Annotated in this window: 20 protein-coding genes; 5 read left to right on the plus strand and 15 right to left on the minus strand. The window is 61.5% G+C overall.

Annotated features, from left to right (window positions below):
* The first annotated feature begins 436 nt into the window (after positions 1–436).
* Positions 437–1573: a tRNA-queuosine alpha-mannosyltransferase domain-containing protein gene (locus tag AC3EA7_RS05585; protein WP_488613047.1), complete on the plus strand. Its 1137-nt coding sequence runs from the start codon at positions 437–439 to the stop codon at positions 1571–1573.
* Between the two features lies 1 nt (position 1574).
* Positions 1575–2810: a DUF3048 domain-containing protein gene (locus AC3EA7_RS05590; RefSeq protein ID WP_488613048.1), complete on the plus strand. Its 1236-nt coding sequence runs from the start codon at positions 1575–1577 to the stop codon at positions 2808–2810.
* Positions 2811–2814: 4 nt separating this feature from the next.
* On the opposite strand, the gene recR is transcribed toward AC3EA7_RS05590, so the two are convergent.
* From recR to AC3EA7_RS05615, 5 genes are all read right to left on the minus strand, one after another.
* A complete protein-coding gene (gene recR / locus AC3EA7_RS05595) occupies positions 2815–3432 on the minus strand; it encodes a recombination mediator RecR (RefSeq protein WP_488613049.1) in 618 nt (205 codons plus the stop codon).
* Positions 3433–3439: 7 nt separating this feature from the next.
* The gene (locus AC3EA7_RS05600) at positions 3440–3742 is read right to left on the minus strand and encodes a YbaB/EbfC family nucleoid-associated protein (protein ID WP_488613050.1); all 303 of its coding nucleotides are present in this window, start codon (positions 3740–3742) and stop codon (positions 3440–3442) included.
* 60 nt (positions 3743–3802) lie between these two features.
* A complete protein-coding gene (gene dnaX / locus AC3EA7_RS05605) occupies positions 3803–5674 on the minus strand; it encodes a DNA polymerase III subunit gamma/tau (protein WP_488613051.1) in 1872 nt (623 codons plus the stop codon).
* Positions 5675–6218: 544 nt separating this feature from the next.
* Complete coding sequence (locus AC3EA7_RS05610) at positions 6219–7052, minus strand: Uma2 family endonuclease (protein WP_488613052.1); 834 nt, start codon at positions 7050–7052, stop codon at positions 6219–6221.
* Between the two features lie 141 nt (positions 7053–7193).
* A complete protein-coding gene (locus AC3EA7_RS05615) occupies positions 7194–7805 on the minus strand; it encodes a Uma2 family endonuclease (RefSeq protein ID WP_488613053.1) in 612 nt (203 codons plus the stop codon).
* A gap of 422 nt (positions 7806–8227) precedes the next feature.
* Here AC3EA7_RS05615 and AC3EA7_RS05620 point away from each other — a divergent pair, with 422 nt between their 5' ends.
* Positions 8228–9184 (plus strand): DUF4349 domain-containing protein, encoded by a 957-nt coding sequence (locus AC3EA7_RS05620; RefSeq protein ID WP_488613054.1) that lies wholly within the window; start codon positions 8228–8230, stop codon positions 9182–9184.
* Positions 9185–9253: 69 nt separating this feature from the next.
* Here AC3EA7_RS05620 and AC3EA7_RS05625 read toward each other — a convergent pair whose 3' ends face one another.
* The 9 genes from AC3EA7_RS05625 to AC3EA7_RS05665 form a co-directional block, all read right to left on the minus strand.
* Positions 9254–10108, minus strand: a complete 855-nt coding sequence (locus AC3EA7_RS05625) for a sugar phosphate isomerase/epimerase family protein (RefSeq protein ID WP_488613055.1) — start codon at positions 10106–10108, stop codon at positions 9254–9256.
* A gap of 26 nt (positions 10109–10134) precedes the next feature.
* Positions 10135–11067 carry a beta-keto acid cleavage family enzyme gene (locus AC3EA7_RS05630; RefSeq protein WP_488613056.1) on the minus strand — a complete coding sequence of 311 codons (933 nt, stop codon included), beginning with the start codon at positions 11065–11067 and terminating at the stop codon, positions 10135–10137.
* A 17-nt stretch (positions 11068–11084) separates the two neighbouring features.
* Positions 11085–11789, minus strand: coding sequence for an ABC transporter ATP-binding protein (locus tag AC3EA7_RS05635; protein WP_488613057.1), 705 nt, complete (start codon positions 11787–11789; stop codon positions 11085–11087).
* Positions 11776–12504: an ABC transporter ATP-binding protein gene (locus AC3EA7_RS05640; protein WP_488613058.1), complete on the minus strand. Its 729-nt coding sequence runs from the start codon at positions 12502–12504 to the stop codon at positions 11776–11778. The genes AC3EA7_RS05635 and AC3EA7_RS05640 overlap by 14 nt, the downstream gene beginning before the upstream one ends.
* A gap of 165 nt (positions 12505–12669) precedes the next feature.
* Positions 12670–13431 (minus strand): cyclase family protein, encoded by a 762-nt coding sequence (locus AC3EA7_RS05645; protein WP_488613059.1) that lies wholly within the window; start codon positions 13429–13431, stop codon positions 12670–12672.
* Positions 13432–13581: 150 nt separating this feature from the next.
* On the minus strand, positions 13582–14586 hold the full coding sequence (locus AC3EA7_RS05650; RefSeq protein WP_488613060.1) for a branched-chain amino acid ABC transporter permease: 1005 nt from the start codon (positions 14584–14586) through the stop codon (positions 13582–13584).
* Positions 14587–14597: 11 nt separating this feature from the next.
* A complete protein-coding gene (locus AC3EA7_RS05655) occupies positions 14598–15467 on the minus strand; it encodes a branched-chain amino acid ABC transporter permease (protein WP_488613061.1) in 870 nt (289 codons plus the stop codon).
* Positions 15468–15473: 6 nt separating this feature from the next.
* Positions 15474–16718: an amino acid ABC transporter substrate-binding protein gene (locus tag AC3EA7_RS05660; RefSeq protein ID WP_488613062.1), complete on the minus strand. Its 1245-nt coding sequence runs from the start codon at positions 16716–16718 to the stop codon at positions 15474–15476.
* Positions 16719–16742: 24 nt separating this feature from the next.
* Positions 16743–17444, minus strand: coding sequence for a GntR family transcriptional regulator (locus tag AC3EA7_RS05665; protein WP_488613063.1), 702 nt, complete (start codon positions 17442–17444; stop codon positions 16743–16745).
* Between the two features lie 282 nt (positions 17445–17726).
* On the opposite strand from AC3EA7_RS05665, the gene AC3EA7_RS05670 reads away from it, so the two are divergent.
* Positions 17727–18578: a choice-of-anchor Y domain-containing protein gene (locus AC3EA7_RS05670; RefSeq protein ID WP_488613064.1), complete on the plus strand. Its 852-nt coding sequence runs from the start codon at positions 17727–17729 to the stop codon at positions 18576–18578.
* Here AC3EA7_RS05670 and AC3EA7_RS05675 read toward each other — a convergent pair.
* A complete protein-coding gene (locus AC3EA7_RS05675) occupies positions 18478–20385 on the minus strand; it encodes a WD40/YVTN/BNR-like repeat-containing protein (RefSeq protein ID WP_488613065.1) in 1908 nt (635 codons plus the stop codon). The genes AC3EA7_RS05670 and AC3EA7_RS05675 overlap by 101 nt on opposite strands.
* A gap of 590 nt (positions 20386–20975) precedes the next feature.
* Here AC3EA7_RS05675 and pruA point away from each other — a divergent pair.
* The gene (gene pruA / locus AC3EA7_RS05680; protein WP_488613066.1) at positions 20976–22526 is read left to right on the plus strand and encodes an L-glutamate gamma-semialdehyde dehydrogenase; all 1551 of its coding nucleotides are present in this window, start codon (positions 20976–20978) and stop codon (positions 22524–22526) included.
* Positions 22527–22645: the final 119 nt, after the last annotated feature.

Here is a 22645-nt window from a genome sequence, read left to right on the forward strand (position 1 = left end):
GCCTGCCGAAGCGCGGACGATCCAGCGCAATCCGTTCAAGACCTCGCGCAGCGCGTGGTTGCGCTGCGGGGCGTCTTCGGTCATGAAGGTCAGGGAGGGAGCGCGGCGCCTGAGCCGGTCGAAGCGACGAAGGCCCGCTCCGCGTCGCTCACATCGCTGGGATAGGGTTGACGTGTCATACTGAAATCATACCACGTGTATCTCTGAAGTGCATAACAGGCTCTAGGCGGTGCGTGCGGGCGCGACGCCTGCGTTCCCAGGCGGTGCGTGCGGACGCGACGCCCGCGCTCCCAGCAGCGTGCGGGCGGGATGCCCATGCTCCCCGGCGGTGCGTGCGGGCGAGACGCCTGCGCTTCCAGGGAGAAGCGCGAACGGTTAGAGGTAGAATTGACAGGGTCGGCACGTTCGGGACTGACCAGGCGGTCTTTGAAGCCCTATGCATATTCTCTGGCTCGACGCCTTTCATGGCGGCTCGCATGCTGCGGTTTCGCAGGGTTTCGAGCGCCATAGCCAGCATCATGTTACGCTCCTGACGCTTTCGCCGGCTGGCGGCTGGCGCTGGCGGATGCGCGGCGCGGCTATCACCTTCGCGCGTAAGGTGCGGCGCCGCGCCCTTCCCCCTGTCGATCTGATCGTCGCCACTGATATGCTCGATCTGGCGACATTCCTGGGGTTGACGCGCGATCTTCCGGGAACGCCGGCTGTTGCGCTGTACATGCACGAGAATCAGTTGACATATCCGCTGCCGCCGGGCCGCACACGTGACCTGGCATTTCCCTGGATCAACTACACCTCTGCGCTGGCTGCCGATGCGATCTTCTTCAACTCGGCATTTCACCGCGACTCGTTCTTTGCGGCGTTGCCGGATTTGCCTGGACGATACCACGATCATCAGGAGCTCGACCTGATCGCTCCGCTCAAAGCCCGTTCATACGTGTTGCCGCCAGGTGTCGATCTTGCGCGGCTCGTTCTGCCGTCGCCCTCTCGCTGCGCGTCCGCCGGCGAGCCGCCGATCCTGCTGTGGAACAGTCGTTGGGAGTATGATAAAGGTCCGGAAACATTCTTTGCAGCATTGACCGAACTGAAGCGGCGAGGCGTTGATTTTCGCCTGATTGTCATCGGTGAACATATCGATCCACAGCACCCAATATTCGTCGCAGCGCGCAAGGAATTCGCAAATCAGGCGCTGGCATGGGGATATGTTCCCGATCTGGAAACCTACCGCCGATTGCTCCACCAGGCTGATATCGTTGTCAGCACCGCCTTGCAAGAATTCTTTGGCGTTGCCGTGGTCGAGGCGATCTTTTGCGGATGTGTGCCGCTGCTGCCGCGTCGCTTGAGTTACCCGGAACTGATCCCCGCTCATCTCCACCCATTCTGTCTCTACGATGATGATGCGCAGCTTGTTGACCGCCTGAGCGCAACGATTGCAGCGCTGCCATCACTGAGGGAAATTGATTTCCGCTCGATTATGGCGCAGTATGACTGGTTGCAGATGGCAGCGCGCTACGACGCCGCGTTTACCGCTGTCGTCACAGGGCGTGGCTATGGTACAATAGCACGCGCCGATTGATATGACTTCTATTGACGTGGCTGCGCCATCGTTTCGGGGATGTTCGATGAGACACAACAATCGCTTCGCCAGGACTCATGTGCTTTGTGCGTTCTTCCTACTCAGTCTTGCCCTGGTTTTGATGAGCGGCGGGTGCGGTGCGCCCAATCCCGTCGCCGCACCTTCCGAGCCAACGACTGCATCAACGGCAGCCCCGACGAGCGCACCAACCGAGGCGCCGCCAACCGCAGCGCCGACGACGGCGCCGACTGAGACGCCGCCAGCCTCCGTTCCGACCGCAGCCCCGACGATTGCCCCCACTGCAACGCCTCCCGTTGTAGCGAGCGATCCGATCACCGGCGCACCGGTGCTGGCGCGAGGCGCGCTCCAGCAACGCCCAATTGTGGTGATGATTGATAACCATCCAAATGCCTATCCTCAATCGGGTCTCGACAAAGCTGCCATCGTCTTTGAGGCGCTGGCGGAATTTGGGCTGACTCGTTTTATGGCGGTGTATGCGCCGGGGATCACGTTAGAGGCGACCTCGATCGGACCGGTGCGCAGTGCGCGACTCTATTTCGTGCAGTGGGCGATGGAGTTTCGCGGTCTCTACGTCCATGCTGGCGGCGCGCCGCAGGCGCTCGATCTGTTGCAGAACACGACGAGCGTCGTCAATCTCGATGCGCTGTTCCGTGACCGAAGCGTCTACTTTACCCGCGTTAGCCAGCGCGCTGCCCCTCACAATCTGTACACCGACAGCGCCACGCTCGAACGCGCGCTGCGCGCGCTGGCGCCAGAGCCGTTCACCGATCCCGACATCGGCTTCCTGTTCAAAACCGATGCGCCGCCCGATGCGCGTCCTCCCTCCAAGCGCATTGAGTATTTTTTCATCTACCGCGAAGATCCGGCTGGATGGACCTACGACCCGGCAACGAACAGTTATCTCCGCCTGCGCCGCGGGCGGCCGGCGATCGATGCAGTGACGGGGCAGCAATTGCGGGTGAAGAATGTGGTTGTCATGGAAGTGCCGGAAGCGCCTATTCCCGGTGATGACAAGGGGCGGATCGAGCAGAAGGTGATCGGCAGTGGACGGGCGCGTGTATTCTTTGATGGCGTCGAGCGGGAGGTGACGTGGCGCAAGGATTCGCCTGAAAGTCGCCTGTTGTTCCTGGACGCCTCAGGCAACGAGATCGCGTTCAACCCCGGCCAGATCTGGATTGTGGCGCTGCCATCGCTTGATAATCTGTCCGTTTCGTAAGCGATTACATTTCGCGGCGACCCTCGAGCGCCGACCCCAGGGTGCCAGGGTCTGCCCACTCCAGGTCGCCGCCGGTGGGCAACCCGCGCGCCAGACGGGTGACCCGCACGCCGAGCGGCGCCAATGCACGCTGAAGGTGGAACGCGGTTGCTTCGCCTTCCAGATTCGGATTGGTGGCGATAATGACCTCATCGACTGGCTCGATACGCACCCGGTCGAGCAGTTCGTCGAAGTAGATGTCCTCGCGGTTCATCCCTTCGAGTGGTGCAATGCGCCCATGCAACACGTGGTACAGTCCGCGATAGATGCCGGTGCGCTCGATGGCGACCACGTCGAGCGGCTCCTCAACCACGCAGATGACCCGCTGATCGCGGGCAGGGTTGGCGCAGATGGCGCAGAGATCGCTCTGGGTGATGAAATAGCAGCGTGAGCAGAGCTGGACCTGTTCCTTCAGCCCGATGAGGGCGTCGGCAAGCGCGCGCGGCAGTTCGTCCGGCGCACGCAACAGGAAGAAGGTCAGGCGCGATGCCGTTTTGGGTCCCACGCCGGGCAGTCGGCTCAACTCCTCGATCAGGCGAATGACCGGCGCGGGCAGAATCTGGATGTCGTGTGTCTGGTGCATGCAGAGGTTAGAATCCCGGCAACTTCATTCCGCCGGCCAGCGGCCCGAGGCGCTGTTCTGCCAGCTCCTGCGCCTTTTTGCTGGCATCGGTAATCGCCGCCACAATCAGGTCCTGCAGGGTGTCAATATCGTCGGGATCGACCACTTCCGGGGCGATCTTGATCGATTTGATTTCACGGTGGCCATTCATCGTCACAGTAATGTAACTGCCTGCGGTTCCCTCAACGGTGGTATTCGCCAACTCTTCCTGGATGCGCATCATCTCCTTCTGCATCTGGCGAGCCATCTGTTCGAGCTGTCGCGGATTCATGCCGGTACTCCTCTCTTTATGCATCTGACGAGCAAACGTTGTTGGTTCGCGCTGGTATTCTCAGTCATTTGGGTCTTCCACTGCAATAATGTCGGCATCGAAAATGTTGAGTGCGGCGCGAACGAGCGGATCTTTGCGTGAGGCGCGGATCTGCTCGCGCAGCGCTCCCGGATTCTCGCGCCGCTGCGTCTCAACCACGCAGCGAATGAAAAATGGCGCGCCCATGTGCTTGCTGAGCACCTCCTCGACAATCCGGCGCATTGCGGGCTTTTCGAGCTGGTTCATCAACCATTCGCTGGGCACTTCCAGCACGAGCGTGTCGTCCTTGACATCCACAGGGCGCGCTCCGCTGTTGAGCAATGCCTGGAGCGTTTTGTTATGGACGCGCACATCACGCACGACGGCGGGCCAGAGACCTTCGATCCGTTCGAGTGCAGCGGCGTCGGCATTGGCGGCTGCCACGCCCTCGCCCGATTCTGCAGATCCTTCATAAGCCGATGCCTGCCGGGTCTGTGCCTGATGCTGGATGAATGGATCACCGGTTGCGTCTGGCGGGTGCATTGCTGATGGCTTCGGGGCGGCTGCCGACGCTTCATGCGCCGCATTGGCAGGTGGCAAGGGCGCTTTGCCAGTTGGAACATCAGGAGAGCGCGTAGCCGGATCAGGCGATGTATCGTTACAGATGGGCGTCGTGACCGGCTGTGCTGGAGCGCGCTGTGGCGGCGTTGCATCACGAACAGGCGCAGGCGCCGATGGTGCCGGAATGCGCTGCGGTAGTGCAGCATCGTGAGCAGGAACGGTCGCCGGACGCGCCGGAGTGACGACGGCGCTCTGCGTTGCGGTTGGCGCAGGCGCAATCACCGCCTCGATGACCGCAAGTTCGAGCGGCAATTGCCCGTAGGAACTGATACGCAACTGGTAGTCGAGTTCGCTGAACAGTTTGACCCAGCGCATCAGCGCGCCAAGGCTGGCAGTGCGCGCCTGGCGTTCGATCTGCACGGCTTCCTCTTCGGTAACATCGAGCAGCGAATAGTCGGCGCCAGCGCAGACCAGCATGAGCGCCCGCAGTCGTTCTACCAGATCACGGGTGAACTGGCGCAGATCGGCGCCGGCAGCGGCAACGTCGGCCACGACGCGCAGCGCGCCAGGCAGATCAGCGGCAATCAGCGCATCTATCAGTGTTGTGACTTCCTGGATCTCGCTGGCGCCGAGCAGGTTGCGCACCTGTTCGAGCGTTACCGAGCCGCCGCCATATGCCATCAACTGATCGAGCACGCTCAACGCATCGCGCATGCTGCCGGTTGCAGCGCGCGCAATCGCTTCGGCTGCGCCCGATTCGAGCGCCACCCCTTCCTGGTCGGCGATCGTGCGCAGATGCGCTGCAATCGATGCAACCGTATGACGGTTGAAGACAAAGCGCTGGCAACGCGACAGGATCGTGGCCGGGACCTTGTGAACTTCAGTCGTCGCCAGAATGAAGAGTGCGTGCGGCGGCGGCTCTTCCAGCGTTTTCAGCAGCGCATTGAACGCCGCTGTCGAGAGCATGTGCACTTCATCGATGATGTAGACTTTCGTGCGGGCGACTGCCGGACGAAACTGCACCCGCTCGATGATTTCACGCGCGTCCTCAACACTGGTATGTGAGGCGGCGTCCATTTCGATCACATCGACGGCTCGTCCTTCCGCGATCGAACGGCACGACTCGCACATACCACAGGGACGTTCCGCCGCTGGTGCGGTGCAGTTGACCGCCTTCGCCAGCAGGCGCGCCACGGTGGTCTTGCCGACGCCGCGCGGACCGGTGAACAGGTAGGCGTGCGCAACCCGCTCTTCCGCAATGGCATTGCGCAGGGTGCGAACGACGTGCTCCTGTCCGATCAGTTCGTCGAACGTCTGTGAGCGATAGCGCCGGTAGAGCGCCTGAACCGTCATGCCTGTGTGCTCCGTGTGTCGTGATCTCCGGGGCATTATACCTGAGACAGTACGGCGGGGCAAACCCTCTCTCTGATGTGGGAGCGGTCGTGATGTGTCACGCAACGCCGGAGCGCTGCGGGCTGACGCTCTCGCGGAGGACCTGCAAGCCCCTCCGGGGCTGCTTCCGACACGCCCCGCGTGCGTTGCCTGGCGGGAGCGGTCAGAATGGGTCACGCAACGCTGGAGCGCTGCGGGCTGACGCTCTCGCGGAGGACCTGCAAGCCCCTTCGGGACGGCGCACATGGGACACGCCCCGCGTGCGTTGCCCATTGGATGCGCAGAACGCCTCATCTTCCTTGTTTCTTCTGACGGAGGAGCAAGGGGCTGCTCTCAAGCGTAGTATTTTGGATGCGCAGCGCATTTTCGGACTCCTTCCGACCCTTCTCCCCCGAGAGGAGAAGGAGGAGTTTGGGCGAGGCGCCGTGTCACCCGTACCGGCTTCCCAATGCCCAGAGAGACCCGCTGTTCCCGGCAGCCTCTGTCGCTCATGCAGAGGCGCTTGCTACGTCCCGTTGCGCAGACGGCGCAGTTCCTCCTCCAGAGCACACGCCCGTTCCTCGGCTGCTTGCCGCGCCTGCGCTTCGGCTTCCCGCGCTGCGGCTTCACGGCGCGCGCGTTCGTCCGCTTCCGCCGCCTGCCGCACCACGGTTGCATAGTCGCCAAACGCCGCGCCGCGCTCGTCGTAGCAGACGACGTGATCCCGCCATATGCCCAGCCACAGGTTGGCGATCACCAGGTGAACCCGTCCATCAGCATCCGGCGGGTGTAACCGATACGCCCCTGCCTCCAACCGATAGTCGAGCAGGCGCAGGCGTCGCTCCCGACCGCGACCCATGTCGTCCACAATGACGTACTGTGCCACTCCCGCCCGCGCATAGTGCTTCACCTTGCGCTCCAGGTCATTCTCGCGCGTTTCCGGGGATGTAATTTCGATGATCAGCGCCGGACGCACGCCTTCGACCGCCACGTCGAAGGTGCTCCAGTTCTCGCGTTCCGCGATGCCGGGAATGACCATCACGTCCGGTCCATGCGCCCGCAGGTCGGGCAGGTCCCAGGCGATGCGCACTTTGCTGAGAACGATAGCGACGCCAGAAGGCTCCAGACATGCGCGCAGAACAAGAGTCAGGTACGTCCGATCCGTCGTATGGCGGTCGCTCTGCACAATGAAATCTCCCACTTCCGGGTGCAGCACATCCTCCAGCGTTAGCGGAACCTGCTCCAGGTTGTTGGGATCATCCGGCGTGGGACGCCGCACGAAACGCCAGCCGTAGCGGAACGGGTCCTCGACAGGCGGTATGTCTGATGCAGGCGGGGGATGGATTGTGGTGTGGGTCATCGGCGTAACTCCTGATGGTTGACGCAAAGACGCGGCGGGTGTGGAGATGGCGGACGAACGGCGGGTGCGTTGGTTTCAAGACCAGTATAGCACATGTGATCACATGCCGCTATGTTTGCATCAACTGCCCTGAGCAACCATCTACGGCGTCGGATCAGGTGCGCCTGCGAACAGGTCGGCGATGCGAAGCATCACACCAGGAAGGCAATCGAAGCGGATTTCATCAGACCCGCTGAAATGTTGGGCGCTTTCGTACTGACCAGGCGCCTGAAGACGATAGTAGTCGAGGGTGTGCGTGCGTGGATCGATAATGGCGTACTCCGGCACGCTGGCGTGCGCATACGCCTGCATTTTCACCTGCGTATCGTAGATAGCGCTGTTGGGTGAAAGGATTTCGATGATTAGATCAGGTACGCCACGGATGCGTCGGTCGTAGATGATACTTGCATTCGATTGACGCACAAAGACAAAATCCGGCTGTACCGGGTCGCATCCCGGCATCAACACGCCAATGGGTGACGTAAACGCATAACCAAGTCCCTGGGCTTTTGCTGGAATAGCGAGGTATTGCACCAGCGATATGACAATCCACTGGTGAAACGTGCCCGGAGCAGTCGTCATGTAAAGCGCTCCATCGATCACCTCATAGATATAGCCATCATCGGGAAGCGCTTCCCAATCGGCATATGTCCAGCGTCCTTGTGGAGGTCCAGGCACGGCCGGAGCTTCCGTACTGATGACCAGCGTTGGCATAAGACATCTCATTCCCAGTAGATTATCACGCGCGATGTCGCCTGGTTGCGGACATGCGCAGGCATTCACCCAAATATTATACCAGCAGGGCAGTCATAGCCCATGCCAAAGAGTCTATCGGAATAACTGCGGGAGCGGCGTTATTGCGAACCGCCACTTTTCACTGCGCTGCGCTCATAACACGTCGCTCGCGGCAGTTTCCGCGTTTGGCGCGCCTCGCAATGACGGCAACACAGAGTCGGGCGGATCGGCTCGAAGAATACGACGCCGCCCCCTCGACATTCTCTTCCGATCTCGGAACAACTTTTCATGATCGCGCGTTTATATACATGACGACGGGCAAAGCGGGTAAGAGCGGCCGCTCGCATCACCGAACGTTTTTCTCGTCACGGCGTCATCACACGCACCAGGAGGACATCGCAATGGCTTCCATCAAATCCCTCATCGTCGTCATCGTATCCGCCATGGTGTTGGTTTCGTGTGGAACGGCAGCAGTACCGGCAGTTTCGCCGGCTCAACCTGAGTTTATGGCAGCGCCGACGATGGCGCCGGCTGCGGGGGCGCCGGCGCTGGAGCGCGGCAGCGGCGCCGCGCCGGATCAACAGTTACCGCCCGCATCCGAACGTCTGGTCATCAAGAATGCCTCGGTAACGCTGGAGGTCGTCAATGTCGCCGAAGCCGAAGCGTCAATCCGCCAGAAAGCGGAGCAGCTCGGCGGCTTTGTCGTCAGTGTTCAGACCTACGGCTCCGGCGACTTGATGCAATCAACGGTCGTCGTTCGCGTGCCGGCGGCGCGCTTCGAGGAGGCGCTGAGCGGGGTGGAAGGGTTGGCGAAGAAAGTGCTGAGTCGGAGCGTGAGCGGCGATGATGTGACCGAAGAATACGTCGATCTTGAGGCGCAACTGCGCAACCTGGAAGCGACGCGCGCCCGCCTGCTCGACCTGCTGGCGCGCGCCGAGAAGGTTGAGGACGCATTGCAAGTGAGTCAGGCGCTGACCGACGTGCAGGGACAGATCGAGCAGATCAAAGGGCGGATGCAGTATCTGAAGCAGAGCGCGGCGATGTCCACGATCACTGCCGAGTTGCGCCCGGTGCCGCCGCCGCCAGCGATCATTGAAGAAGACGCCTGGCAGCCGGTGCGCGTGGCGCGCGAGGCGCTGCGCGGCTTGCTCGAGTTCGGTCAGGGACTGGTGAATCTGGCGATTGTCCTGGCGATCTGGACGCCGGTCTGGTTGCCGATTGTGCTCTTCCTGCGCTGGATCTGGCGCAAGATCACGCGCAGCGGCAAGAAGCCGCAGGAACCTGTCCCGCCTGGGATGCCTCCCGCTGCGCCGATGGCGCCGCCGGTTGAGGGAGCGGGCGGTGGGATGCCGCAGTAGGATGTGGTTCCCGTAGTCCTGACAGGGTCGGGGCAGGTTCAGACCTGCCCCGACGGGTCTATGGAAGTCTCAGACCTGCCCCAACAGGCGTTTGATATACGCCAGATTGTCCGTGATCCGCTCGGTGAGCGGTCGTTCGGTGGAGAAATCCTCGAACGAAAGCCACCCGTCGTACCCAATCGCCTTGAGCGCCTGGATGAGCGCCGCAATATCGGCAACCCCTTTGCGTAGCGGTGCGAATGTCGCGCGCCATTCCACGCTGCCGTCGTCACGGGCGCCGGTGCGCTCCCAGCGCGCATTCTTGATGTGAACATGCGCCAGGTACGGACCGAGCATCTCCAGCCCCAGGCGGTACTGCTCGTACCCTTCGTACACCATATTGCCGGCGTCGTGGATGACGCCGACCACTTTAGGGTCGAATCCCTCCAAAAACGTTGCAGCGGTGCTGGCGCTTGGCGTGATGTTGCCCATGTGGATTTCGATCAGCGCCCGCACACCGTACTGCTGCGCCATTGCCGCCACCTCGCGGTACTGCGACCGGCTGCGTTCGCGGAGCGGCAGATAGGGCGATTTGCCATCGTATCGCGGGACGTTAATCCGGGCGCAGGGGGCGCCAAGTGCGGCGGCTCCTTTCAGCGCCTGCTCCACGGCTGGCAGATCATCGCAGGTTACATAGGTTCCAACATTCGGCATTGCCAGCCCGGCGTCCTCCGTCAGGGTGCGGATGCACGGCGCATCGGCAACGAATGTTGACAGGGGCCAGGTGCATCGGTTCCCTGCCCAGAATCCAGGCCGACCATCCGCCGATGGCGCCTGATCGGTGACCCGCCATTCGATCCCGTCGTAGCCAGCGTCACGCAATGCCGCCACCGCTTCGTCAGGGGTGAACTCCGGCATCCCGGCGGTGAAGTACGCGAAACGCACGCTTCAGTCTCCTTCTCTTCTTCTTATCAAAAACCAACCTGATCCTTCCCCTTCAGGCTGAGGAACGCGCGAACGTCGTCGGGCGTTGCCGGTTCACGGTCGAACTCCGCTGCAATTCGCACAATCTTTTCTACCAGTTCATGGTTACGGCCGAGTTTCCCACAACTCACCAAAATATTGTCCTCCAGCCCAACACGCGCGTGCCCGCCGAGCATGATCGCTGCTGTGCACATATGGAATTGCTGTGGATACCCAACGCCGATCACCGACCAGTGGTAGTTTTCGGGTCCAAAGAGACGGTTCGCTGTGTCGAGCAGGTGAGTCAAGTCGTACAACGTCGCGCGAATGCCACCCAGCACGCCCATAACGAACTGCAACCAGATCGGTTTCTCAACCAGACCTTCCCGGACCATGAAATCGAGGTTATAGAGGTGACCAACGTCGTAGATCTCGAATTCAGGGCGGGTGTTGGTCTTTTTCATTTCGATGAGGAAATGTTTGATGCTGGCGAAGGTGTTCGGGAAAATGAAATCCTCGCTTCCCAGCAGCCACTGCTTTTCCCAGGGAAACTTATAGTCGCTGTCGGAAAAGCGCCGCGCTGCCGGGTGAACCGAAAAATTCATCGATCCCATGTTGCAGGTTGCCAGTTCTGGCTGCCACATTGGTACGACCCGCACCCGATCGGCTGGCGTCATCCCGACCCCGCCGCCGGTCGTGGTGCAGATGACGGCGTCGGTGCGGGCTTTGATCGCTTTGAGGATTTCGCCGAACAGTTCCATATCTGACGATGGCGCGCCGTTAGCCGGGTTGCGCGCGTGGATGTGGATAATCGCGGCGCCAGCGCGCGCGCACAGTTCGGCGTCCTCCGCCAGTTGCTCGATGGTGTAGGGGAGGTAGGGCGTCTGGGTCGGCACTGTGACCGCGCCGGTCAGGGCGGCAGTGATGATGACCTTGTTCACCGTTGGCTCCTTTCTGTTTACAAGCCCAAATACGCGCTGCGTACCGCATCGTCGTCGCGCAGTGCGTGTGACGGCCCGCTGCGCACAATCCGACCGTTTTCGATAACATAGACGCGATGCGCAAGAGCAAGCGCCTGATGCACCTCCTGCGACACGAGCAGGATCGTCATGCCTTCCCCATTCAGATGCGTCAGAACCTCCATAATCGTCTCCACCAGCACCGGCGTCAGACCAAGCGATGGTTCATCGAGCATGAGCAGCTTTGGGCGCGCCATGAGCGCCCGCCCGATGGCGACCATCTGCTGTTCACCGCCGCTGAGGGCGCCGGCGTCCTGCCGCCAGCGTTCCTTCAGGCGTGGAAAGAGACGATAGACACGCTCGATGGTCTCGTGGCGCTGCGCACGCGCGGCGGGCAGGTAGGCGCCGAGTTCCAGGTTTTCAATGACGCGCATCTGCGGAAACAGCGCGCGCCCTTCGGGAACCTGGATGACCCCGCGCCGACAGATTTCGTGAGGCGGCAAGCCGGCAATGTCTTCGCCCATGAAACGGATTGAGCCGAACAAAGGCTTCATCAACCCCGAAATCGTTCGAAGCAGCGTCGTCTTGCCGGCGCCATTCGAGCCGATCAGGGCGACGATCTCGCCTTCATGAACCTCTAGCGACACGTCCCACAGCACCTGCAGCGTGTCGTAGGCGACGCTCAGATGGTCAACCTGAAGCATAGGTCTTTCCCAGATAGACGCTGATCACATGCGGATCGGCGGCGATGTCGGCAGGCGCACCCTCAGCGATCTTTTCGCCGGAACTCAGCACAATCACGCGCTCGCACGTTTCCATGAGCGCCTTGAGCACATGTTCGACCATGATGATCGTCACGCCAAACTCCCTGCGAATCCGGGCGATCAGATCGATGGCGCCGCGCACCTCCGCCGGGTTGAGACCGGCGAACACTTCATCAAGCAGGAGGAGCCGGGGACTGATCGAGAGCGCGCGGGCGATCTCCAGGCGTTTCTTTTCCAACAACGTCAGGTTGCGTGCAGGAACGCTGGCGCGCTGCCCTAACCCGACAAACTCGACTAGTTCCCTGGCGCGCCGTTCAGCGGCTGCAACGTTTCGTTCGCCGCGCCCGTAGAGCGCCCCGACGCGCACGTTTTCGACCACGGTCATGCCGGTAAAGGGGCGCACAATCTGGAAGGTGCGCGCCATTCCCAGACGCGCGACCGCGTGTGATGGGAAACCGGTGATGTCGCGCCCCTCAAACACGACGGCGCCTTCATCGGGCGGGTGGAACCCGGAGATGACGCTGAACAGCGTGCTTTTGCCCGATCCATTTGGACCGATCAGCCCCACCAATTCCCCGGCGTCCACCGAGAAACTGACGTTGCGCAGCGCCGTGACGCTGCCGAACCGTTTGGTGATGTTGATGGCTTGAAGCATGGTGTTCGTTGCGGATGCATATGGTGTCGTCTCGCCCCGATACCCCTTCTTCCTCTGGTGGAAGAAGGCGGGAGGTGAGAGGAAACGAGGCGTCGCGATGCACAAAACCTATGTGCAGGTCCAAAACCCGCCCTTGAGAGCCGTCCAGCCTTTCTGTTCGATACGTTATAAATCCTCAAAGATCGCTGCCACCCGCGTCCAGCCGGCGCTGCCGCCGGTCAGTTTGACCGGGAAGCAGGCGACTTTGAATCCAAACGGGCGCGGCAATGCGTCGAGGTTGGCGAGTTTTTCGATGTGGCAGTACTCCAGGTCGCGTCCGACGCGGTGCGCCTCCCAGATCACCGAAGGATCGCCGGTTTGCTGATAGCGCTCTTTCATTGCCCAGAACGGCTGATCCCATCCCCAGGCGTCGATGCCCATCGTGCGGATGCCCTGTTCGATCAGCCAGCGCGTCGCAGCGGCGCTCATCCCGGCGCCGGCTGCAAAATACTCCGCCTGTCCCCACAGTTTGTCGGCGCCGGTCTGGATCAGCACAATGTCGCCTGGTTTGAGCGTATACCCGATCTTGTCGAGTGCAGTGCGCAGATCGTCAATCTCGATGAGACTGCCGCGCGGCTTGTGGCGCATATCGAGTACTACGCCATCGCCGTAGAACCATTCGAGCGGTATTTCGTCGATGGTGCGCGCGCGCGCGCCGCCGCACGTCGGGTAGTAGTGCCACGGTGCATCAACATGGGTGCCAGCATGGGCGCGAATGGTTGCCTGATCGTTCGCCCATCCGTTGCCTTCGGGCAGGTCATCGACCGTGGCGCCGAAGAAACTCGCCATGAAAGCCGCTGTCTGCTTGTGATCGATATGTTCGACCTGAACTGGCTCGACTTCGCTGGGACTCATTTCGGTTGGAACACTGAGATCGAAGATTTTCATGCGGTTCCTCCTTGTTGGGGCGGGTCTCAGACCTGCCCCGACGTTTGATTGGGGGGCGGGTCTCACACCCGCCCCCTACGTCTGCCCGACGGGTCGCCGTGGTCGGGGCGGGTCTGCGACCTGCCCCGACGTTTGGTTGGGGGGCGGGTCTCACACCCGCCCCGACGTTTGGTTGGGGGGTGGCGCGCGACGCAGAATGAATGCCGGAAGATGGCGCTGCACGATAGACATCAACCCGTCTGGTAGAAACATAATGACGCCAATCAGCAGCACGCCAAACACGATCCGCGCCGTCTGCGGCGGCGCCTGCGTTGTCAGCGCTTCGTTAACGACAGAAAGCGTCATTGCGCCAACCAGGGGACCGTACCAGGTCAGCCGTCCGCCAAAGAGCGCCATCAGTACAATTGTGATTGAGATCGATGTAGCGAAGACGAATGAGGGATCGAGATAACTCTTGTAGTGAGAATACACGCCACCAACCAAACCTGTCAAGAACGCACTGAGCATGAACGCCTGCAATTTGAGACGAGTTGCATTGACGCCGAGCGTTCCGGCTGCATCTTCGTCCTCGCGAATGGCAGCCAGCCCGACCCCCATCTTCGTTCGTGTGATCTGCCGTAGAACTGCCGTGACGATGACCAGCAGCGCCAGCATGATCTCATAGAAAATAACATGGCTGGTGTAGACATCCACCTTCAGAAACGGCAGGAACAAACCGGTTGCCCCCTGGGTAAACGGCAGATTGAGGACGAGCGCATACATCGCCAGCCCTAGGATGAGCGTCACCAGGCTGAAGTATGGTCCGCGCAGGCGCAGGCATGGGTACCCGATCAGGGCAGCGAACAGCGCCGCGACCCCTCCCGCCAACGGCAGGGTCAGGAAGGGCGACCAGCCGAAATAGAAGAGCAGGAGCGCCGTGGTATACGCGCCCAACCCGAAGAACGCCGCGTGCCCGAAACTCAGGTACCCGGCGTAGCCGCCGATGATATTCCAGCTGCCCGCCAGTGCACCATACATGAAGATGGTAAGGAGAAAACTTAGCACATACGCGCTCGAAGCGACAAAAGGCACGGCTGCAAATGCCAGCGCCAGGCCGATGCCGATTGCCGCATCCGGCGCCGGTCGCACAAACAGTCGCGATAGAGCGCGCTGCACAGATCCCCCGCCTATCGTTGCAACAACCCCTGCGGGCGCAGGAGCAGAAGAATAATTAGCAACCCGAAGAGCGCCAGATTGTTCCACGCTAGCGGAACAAAAACGCTGCTGGCGCCGATGATCAACCCGATGATCAGTCCGGCGAGCGCCGACCCCAGAATGCTGCCGACTCCGCCCAGGATAACGACCAGGAACACATACACCAGCCAGCTCAGGTGAGTGGCGGGGTCGAAGGTGTAGAGCAACGACATGGCCACTCCGCCAACCGCTGCGGTGGCGACTGCCAGACCGTAGGCGATCGTGGTCACCTGATCCAGATTGATCCCCGACAATGCCGCGCCGACCGGTTGTTGCCAGACGGCGCGCACCGCCTTGCCTGTGAAGGTGCGTTCAGCGAACAGATAGAGCGCGCCAATGGTTAATGTCGCCAGTCCAAACGCAATCAGATGCGGCGCCTGTACGATGATCGGTCCGACAGAGAACGTCAGGCTGCTGTATGCCGTCTTCAGTACACGCGGATCGGGCGCCCAGGCAAGTTGCATGCCATTTTCCATCACGACGCCCAATCCGAAGGTCAACACCATGGTCGCCAGCCCCAGGTCGTGCGCCCGGCGCGCTGTCGTGCGGATCAGCAGAGTGTGCATGGCGACGCCGATCATGAAGAACAACGGCAGCATCACCGGCAGCGCCAGAAGCGGATCGATCCCCCACCGGGCGAGCGACCAGTAACCGAGGTAGGCAGCTAGCACGGCAAAGGCGCAATGCGCAACGTTGAGCACGTGCGTAATACCCCACGCCATGCTAAAGCCGACGCTCAACACAGCGAGCGCGCTGCCAATCAACAGGCCGCTGGTCAACGATTGCGCCAGTTCATAAAACATTGCAGTCTACTGCCCCCACGCCGGTTTGGGATAGATCGGGTCCTTCGTGCGTACCTCGGGGGGCCAGATCAACTCAACCTTCCCATCGATCACCTGGGTCAGGTAGTTGTAGGGCGGCGGTAGTCCGCGCTCATCAAAGGTGAACGTTCCGGCGACCGTGGTCATCTGGTTTGACTTCAGCCAGTCACGGATGGCGCTCTGATCCAGGCTTTGTGCACCTTCGACGCCGCGCTGCAACGCCTGCATCCAGGCATAGCCGAAGATGAAATAGATCGGCGCGACCGGCGCTTCATACTTCGCTTTGGCGACTTCGTTCAGCCTTGAGATGCCTTCAAACGGCAGCGATGGATGCACGGCGGTGCCGGAGAAGACGTAGTAGCCATCCTTCCCCAGTTCCTGCACCCAGGCAGGAATGATCGACCCAACCCCCTGCGCGATCAGTTTAGGGTTGTAGTCGAGCGCGCGCATTGCTTTGACGATCTGCACACTGTCGGGGAAGAAGCCGTTGGCGAAGAAGATGTCCGCCTCCGCCGCTTTCGCCTTTGTCACCAGCGGCGCAGCGTCGGTCAGCGGAACATCGTACCGCTCATTCACGACGATCTCGATGCCGAGCGCCCCAAGTTTTTCGGGCATTGGCTCCAGAATAGCGGCGCCGACCGAGTTGTTAATCGTGAAGATCGCGGCTTTCTTCGGGCGATCCGCTTCTGGCAGCGTTGCGAGCCAGCCATACAACCCTTCGTACCACCACTGCCCCATCAATGGCGGCGCGCCAAAGACGTAGGTAAACCCCTGCGAGAATGATGCCATATGCCCGCCCATCGAGACATAGACCTTCTGGTTCTTCTCGGCGACTGCCATCTGCGCTGCGGCAGCCGTGCCGGGGTAGCCGCCGCACACCAGATCGACCTGATCGACCGTGATCAGGCGAGTGAGCAGATTGACCGCGTTCTCGGTCTTGCTCTCATCGTCGTAGATGGTCAATTCGACAGGACGACCGAGCAACCCGCCAGCCGCATTGACATCCTCAGCCCACTGTTTGTAGCCGCGCTCGACCCAGACGCCGGTATCGGCAAACGCGCCGGTCAGCGGCAACGAGCACCCGACCTTGATCGGCGCACCCTGCGGTGCAGCAGGCGCAGTCGTCGGCGCGGGCGCGGCGGGCGCCTGACCGCAGGCGCTTGCGGTGAGCGCCACAATCCACGCGAGCAGCATTGTCCAGAACATCTGACGGCGGGACGTGTGACCAGTCATACGTTGACCTCCTTTGCACGTGACCTATGGCCAATGCACCGAGTCGACATCCGACTCGGGGACAACCCTGAGTGTGGCGAGGACGCCTTCCAGCGTGCGGCGGAGATGGCTGCGCACCGCCTGCCCGGCCACAGCGGCGTCTCCGGCGCGACAGGCGGCAAGGATCGCTTCGTGATCGATAATCGCCTGCTGCGCGCGGTTCGGCAGGTTGACATAGATCTGACGGTAACGCATAGAACGGGTTGACAGGCTCGAAATCAGGTCGAGCAACAATGGTTGCTGCGCCGGTTCATAGAGCGCCAGATGGAACTCCTGATTGATCTCGAGCGCCGTCGAGTATGCCCGGTCATTGATCGTCTGAACGAACCGCTCGTTGATCTGGCTGACATGATCGAGATGCGCTGGAGTAAAATGGGGCAACGCTTTGTGAATCGCCAGTTCTTCGAGCACTTCGCGGATGCTGTAGATTTCGCGGAACTCATCGACTGACAGTTCGACAACGAACACGCCGCGCCGGGGCGAAATCTGCACCAGTCCCTCGGCTTCGAGTTGCCGCAGGCACTCGCGTACCGGGATGATGCTGACGCCGAGTTCGGCGGCGATGGCCTGCTGATCGAGCCGCGAGTTCATCGGGTACCGTCCGTTCAGAATATCGGCGCGCACGGTTTCGAGCACGTACTGTACGACGGTCGGCGGACTGACGCGGTTTGCGCGAGTTGACGACACCTCATCCCTCCTGCTGTGGCCTTGCTTGACCAAAAGGTTTGACGCAAAGGCACGGAGTGGTTGTCGATGGCGATTCGGCAGGATGCCCGAATGCGCTGCTCGCAGGTATGCTACGATACAGGAGCATCTGGTTAGCTTTTTCTGGAATGGCGCAACAGAGAAAACGCGGAGATTTTATAATTTCTAAACTATCATATCCGACCTCGTGAACCTGTCAAGAGGGGAGTTCAGGTGTTGTTTCCCCAATCTGTCGTTCAGGCATGCGCAGTACTCGTGTTGACCATGGTGATATGTGACGCCGTTGCTGCATCGTATCCCGCCGTTGTTACCGTCGGATTTGAACCATCTGTGTCGCTTTACGATCCGGCGCGCGGCGGATTGCCGGAGAGCCAGGGACGGCTGAGATACGCCGCACTGCCGCCGCCGGTCGATGCGCGTGCAGCCTTCGACGGGAGCAGCGCAGTGATCACCACAACAACCGATCTCGCTGAACTTGCAGGATGGAGCATCGACCCGGCGCGCGCGCCGGCGCTCGACAGGCATGTGGGCTTTACGCTTCGGTTCAACCTGCAACTGACCGAGGAACGTCACCTGCCGTCCGATGATAACGGCGACGGTCTGGATGACCGCGCCGGCTGGAGCGTCACTCTGCTGGCGAGCGACCGGCGCGGCATCGAACTGGGGTTCTGGGAAGATCGGGTGTGGGCGCAGGAAGGCGGAACCGAACCTGCACTTTTTACACAGGCTGAGGGAACGGCAATCGACGCCACCCAACCCGCTATCTACGCCCTGACGATCCGAGAGGATTGCTATACGCTCGACCGGAATGGCGCCACAGTGCTGAGCGGTCCGCTGCGCGACTATACGGCGTTCAGCGGACCGGTCGATCCCTACGAGACGCCCAACTTCGTTTTTCTGGGAGATAACACCTCGCGCGCAGGCGGGCGGGCGCGCCTCGGCGCCGTTGCACTCGACATCGGTGCGCGAGTGATGTTACCGCTGATTGCGATCCCGGCGTCACCCGGCGCACCGTTCACCGAAACGGCAGCCCCCCCTGCCCGCTGTCGATCACTCGCCGATACACGCCTTGCCACGTTCCGGCGTAGATTGTCTTTGGTTGTGATGGATCGATGACCAGTGCGGACGAATACAAATAGCCGTACTCACTCCAGGTTCCGCCATTATCATCACTTTTGAGCACGTCGTCCGTTCCCACATACACGGTCGTCGGCACGGTCGGGTCGATGAGTATGACATACACAGAATCGGGGGAGGTTCGTACAACCTCGCTCCAGGTGGCGCCGCCGTCGTTGCTGCGGAAAACTCCTTCTTCCGTTCCTGCATACAGTGTTGAAGGTGTGGTGGGGGCGATTGCCAGCGTAAACACGGTGCGTTCACTCAGCCCGTCGTTGACGGCGCGCCAGGAAGCGCCGTTATCGTCGCTGCGGTACACGCCTCCCTTTGCTCCGGCGTACAGCGTTGCCGGCGCAGTTGGGTCGAACGCCAGCGCCAGAACCCGCCGTTCGCTCAGCCCGGCGGCGCGCCAGGTCTCTCCGCCATCCTCGCTCACGAACACCCCTGCGTCGGCGCCTGCGTACAGCGTCGTCGGGCGCTGCGGGTCGAACGCCAGCGTGTACACCCAGCGTCCGCGCAACCCGACGGCGCGCCAGGTCTCTCCGCCATCGACGCTTTTGTTCACCCCGTCACCTGTGGCGGCGTACAGCGTCGTCGGCGTGGTTGGGTCCACTGCCAGCGCTGAGACGTAGAAGTGGGTCAGCCCCTCGTTAATGGTGCGCCAGGTGACGCCGCGATCATCGCTGCGGTATACGCCGCCTTTGGACGTTCCGGCGTAGAGCGCCGATGGCGTCAGCGCCAGACTGATAATGATGGAGTGCAGCCCCGCAGGTCGCCATGTGGCGCCGCCGTCGTTGCTGCGGAACAGACCTGATGCGACGGGAGATGTTGTGGCGTAGAGCGTCGCCGGCGTGACCGGATCAACCGCCAGCAGGCGAATCCTCTCCTCTTTGCTGAAGACTGACGCAGGTAAAGAAAACTCGACCCTGTGCCAGGTCGCGCCGCCATCGGCGCTGCGGTATACGCCGTCCTCGACGTTGGCGTACACCGTCCCCGCCGGATCGCGCAACAATCTGTACACGCCGGTTCCTGGCTTGTCTCCGAGTGTTTCCGGCAGACCGTCGTTGATTGCGCGCCAGGTTTCCCCGCCGTCCTCGCTTTTGTACACGCCAGCGTCGGTTCCGGCGAAGACCACCGCCGGATTTTCCGGGTCGATGAGCAGCGCGTTCACATCGGATCGGTTTCCAGAATCAATGTCGATCCTGCGCCAGGTTTCCCCGCCGTCTCCGCTTTTGTGTACTCCCCGCTCGCCTCCGGCGTACAGCGTCGTCGGTGACGCCGGGTCGATTGCAAGCGCAAAGACGCTTTCTGTCTGTGCGACCAGACGCCAGGCGCCGCCGCGGTTTTCGCTCTTGTACACGCCTTTATCGGTTCCGGCGTAGATGACCCGTGGGTTTACCGGATCAATGGACAGCCTATACACCCACGCATCTTTGTCCAGCCCATTATTGACGGTGCGCCAGGTTTCTCCACCGTCTTCGCTCCTGAATATATCTCGATACGCAGCATACAAGGTCGTTGGCGTGAGCGGATCAATGAGCAGGGAAGTCGCCGCGAGCGGGCCCGACGGAATCCTCCGCCAGGTTGTGCCGCCGTCTTCACTTTTGTACACGCCACTGAGGGTTCCTGCATACAGCGTGGTTGGCGTTATCGAATCGAAGACCAGCGACGTGATCTCTAACTGGTTCGGACCAATGAACTCCCAGTCATCGGCATTCGCCGGTCGCAACACTGTGAAACTCAGGACGAGCGCGCCGATCAGCGCGAGTGCTGCCAGAGCGCCAATGACTATTGTTCTGCGCGACATGGGTGACACGTTATCCTCCTCACCTCATACTCATGATACTCATGCGCGGTCATTCGTGCCATACTGCCGGGGCGCGCAGCGAGACGCCAGGGCGCTACGGGCGAAAGCCCTCGCTGAGGACGCGGCTCGACTCTGCTCGCCGCAGGCGGCTCGACTCTGCTCGCCGCAGGCGGCTCGACTCTGCTCGCCGCAGGCGGCTCGACTCTGCTCGCCGCAGGCGGCTCGACGGCGCTCACCGCACGTGCAAGCCCCGTTGGGGCTGCTGATGCCAATGCGCAGTCTGCGTCCGCGACCGCCAACGCGCGTTGTGGATCGTTACGCCTTGCGAACCCGGAACATTTTGTCTGACTGACCGCAAGTTAGTATCAGATCGCACTACTCACTCAACATCGGTACATACGTCGTTAATAACGGCATGTTGCGACGGATTGTCAAAGGGCGCAGATGCCCGTCACTGGCAGCGCGCGAGGAGCGCGCCTGCCGAGGTCCGCGCCGCCTGTGGCGTGTGGCGCAGAGGTGATGGTCATCACGCCGGGATGGCGAGTCGTGTATAATGCCTTTTATCGAGAGAGCACCACAGGAGGAAGTGTATGAACCTCCCGCCATTTCGCAACGAGCCATTCACCGATTTCAACGATCCCGCCAATGTGGCTGCGATGGAGCAGGCGCTGGCGGACGTTCGGGCGCAACTTGGGCGCACCTATCCGCTGGTTATCGATGGCGAACGCATCACAACCAGCGCCACGATCGCCTCGGTCAATCCGGCGCGTCCGTCGGAGGTCGTCGGGTATGCGGCGAGCGCCGATGTGACGCTGGCGCAGCGCGCAATCGAAACTGCGCACCGCCGCTTCGCCGAATGGCGTCGTGTCCCGGTGGAGCAGCGCGCCGAACTGTTGCTGAAGGCGGCAGCCGCTATGCGCGCGCGTCGCTTTGAATTGAATGCCTGGATCATCTACGAGGTCAGCAAGAGTTGGGCGGAAGCGGATGCCGATGTCGCCGAAGCGATTGACTTCTGCGAGTTCTATGCGCGTGAGATGTTGCGCCTGAGCGAACCGCAGCCGCTCTATCCCATCCCCGGCGAAGACGATCGCCTGACCTACATCCCGCTCGGCGCCGGGGTTGTCATTCCGCCATGGAACTTCCCGCTCGCCATTATGGTCGGGTTGGTGACCGCGCCGGTCGTCGCTGGTAACACGATTGTGCTCAAGCCCGCCTCGACCTCGCCGATCATTGCGGCGAAGTTTATGGACATCCTGGAGGGGTGCGGTCTTCCTCCCGGCGTCGTCAACTACCTCCCCGGTCCCGGCAGCAGCGTCGGCGATGCGCTGGTCGATCACCCGCTGACGCGCTTCATCGGCTTTACCGGCTCGAAGGAGGTTGGCATTCGCATTTTCGAGCGCGCCGCAAAGGTGCACCCCGGGCAGAAATGGCTCAAACGCACGATTCTCGAAATGGGGGGGAAGGATACTATCATCGTGGACGAAACGGCGGACCTCGAATCCGCCGCGTCCGGGATCGTCGCCTCCGCCTTCGGGTTCCAGGGGCAGAAGTGCTCCGCCTGCTCGCGGGTCGTTGCGGTTGCGCCGGTCTACGACGAATTGCTCGACCAGGTGGTGGAACTGACCGGCGGGTTGACGGTCGGCGATCCGGCGCAGCGCGGGACGTTCATGGGCGCAGTGATCGACGAACGTTCACGCGAGAAGATCCGCTGGTACATCGAAGAAGGGCAGCGTGAAGGGGGACGGCTGGCGTTCAGCGGCGAGGCGCCGGACGACGGATTCTTCGTGCCGCCGGCGATCATCGCCGATGTTGACCCGAATGCGCGCATTTCTCAGGAAGAGATCTTCGGTCCGGTGCTGGCATTCATCAAAGCGCGCGACTTCGACGAGGCACTGGCGATTGCCAACAACACCGAGTACGGTCTGACCGGCGGGGTCTACTCGCGTCTGCGCGAACGGCTGGAGCGCGCCCGCGATGAGTTTCATGTCGGCAACCTCTACTTCAACCGTAAGATCACCGGCGCTATGGTCGGCGCGCATCCGTTCGGCGGCTTCAACATGTCGGGTACCGACTCGAAAGCGGGCGGACGCGATTACCTGCTCCTCTTTCTGCAAGCCAAGACAGTGGCTGAGAAATTGTGAGGCGAGAGGCAAGAGGCGAGAGGCGAGAGGCAAGAGGCGAGAGGCGAGAGGCGAGAGGCAAGAGGCGAGAGGCGAGAGGCGAGAGGCGAGAGGCGAGAGGCGAGAGGCGAGAGGCGAGA

This window comes from Roseiflexus sp., assembly GCF_057785375.1.

Coding starts and splice junctions, on each gene's coding strand:
- AC3EA7_RS05670 (WP_488613064.1), top strand. CDS start 17,727: ATGGTGATATGTGACGCCGTTGCTGCATCGTATCCCGCCGTTGTTACC.
- AC3EA7_RS05620 (WP_488613054.1), top strand. CDS start 8,228: ATGGCTTCCATCAAATCCCTCATCGTCGTCATCGTATCCGCCATGGTG.
- AC3EA7_RS05610 (WP_488613052.1), bottom strand. CDS start 7,052: ATGACCCACACCACAATCCATCCCCCGCCTGCATCAGACATACCGCCT.
- pruA (WP_488613066.1), top strand. CDS start 20,976: ATGAACCTCCCGCCATTTCGCAACGAGCCATTCACCGATTTCAACGAT.
- AC3EA7_RS05615 (WP_488613053.1), bottom strand. CDS start 7,805: ATGCCAACGCTGGTCATCAGTACGGAAGCTCCGGCCGTGCCTGGACCT.
- AC3EA7_RS05590 (WP_488613048.1), top strand. CDS start 1,575: ATGACTTCTATTGACGTGGCTGCGCCATCGTTTCGGGGATGTTCGATG.
- AC3EA7_RS05655 (WP_488613061.1), bottom strand. CDS start 15,467: ATGTTTTATGAACTGGCGCAATCGTTGACCAGCGGCCTGTTGATTGGC.
- recR (WP_488613049.1), bottom strand. CDS start 3,432: ATGCACCAGACACACGACATCCAGATTCTGCCCGCGCCGGTCATTCGC.
- AC3EA7_RS05585 (WP_488613047.1), top strand. CDS start 437: ATGCATATTCTCTGGCTCGACGCCTTTCATGGCGGCTCGCATGCTGCG.
- AC3EA7_RS05600 (WP_488613050.1), bottom strand. CDS start 3,742: ATGAATCCGCGACAGCTCGAACAGATGGCTCGCCAGATGCAGAAGGAG.
- dnaX (WP_488613051.1), bottom strand. CDS start 5,674: ATGACGGTTCAGGCGCTCTACCGGCGCTATCGCTCACAGACGTTCGAC.
- AC3EA7_RS05645 (WP_488613059.1), bottom strand. CDS start 13,431: ATGAAAATCTTCGATCTCAGTGTTCCAACCGAAATGAGTCCCAGCGAA.
- AC3EA7_RS05660 (WP_488613062.1), bottom strand. CDS start 16,718: ATGACTGGTCACACGTCCCGCCGTCAGATGTTCTGGACAATGCTGCTC.
- AC3EA7_RS05640 (WP_488613058.1), bottom strand. CDS start 12,504: ATGCTTCAAGCCATCAACATCACCAAACGGTTCGGCAGCGTCACGGCG.
- AC3EA7_RS05675 (WP_488613065.1), bottom strand. CDS start 20,385: ATGTCGCGCAGAACAATAGTCATTGGCGCTCTGGCAGCACTCGCGCTG.
- AC3EA7_RS05635 (WP_488613057.1), bottom strand. CDS start 11,789: ATGCTTCAGGTTGACCATCTGAGCGTCGCCTACGACACGCTGCAGGTG.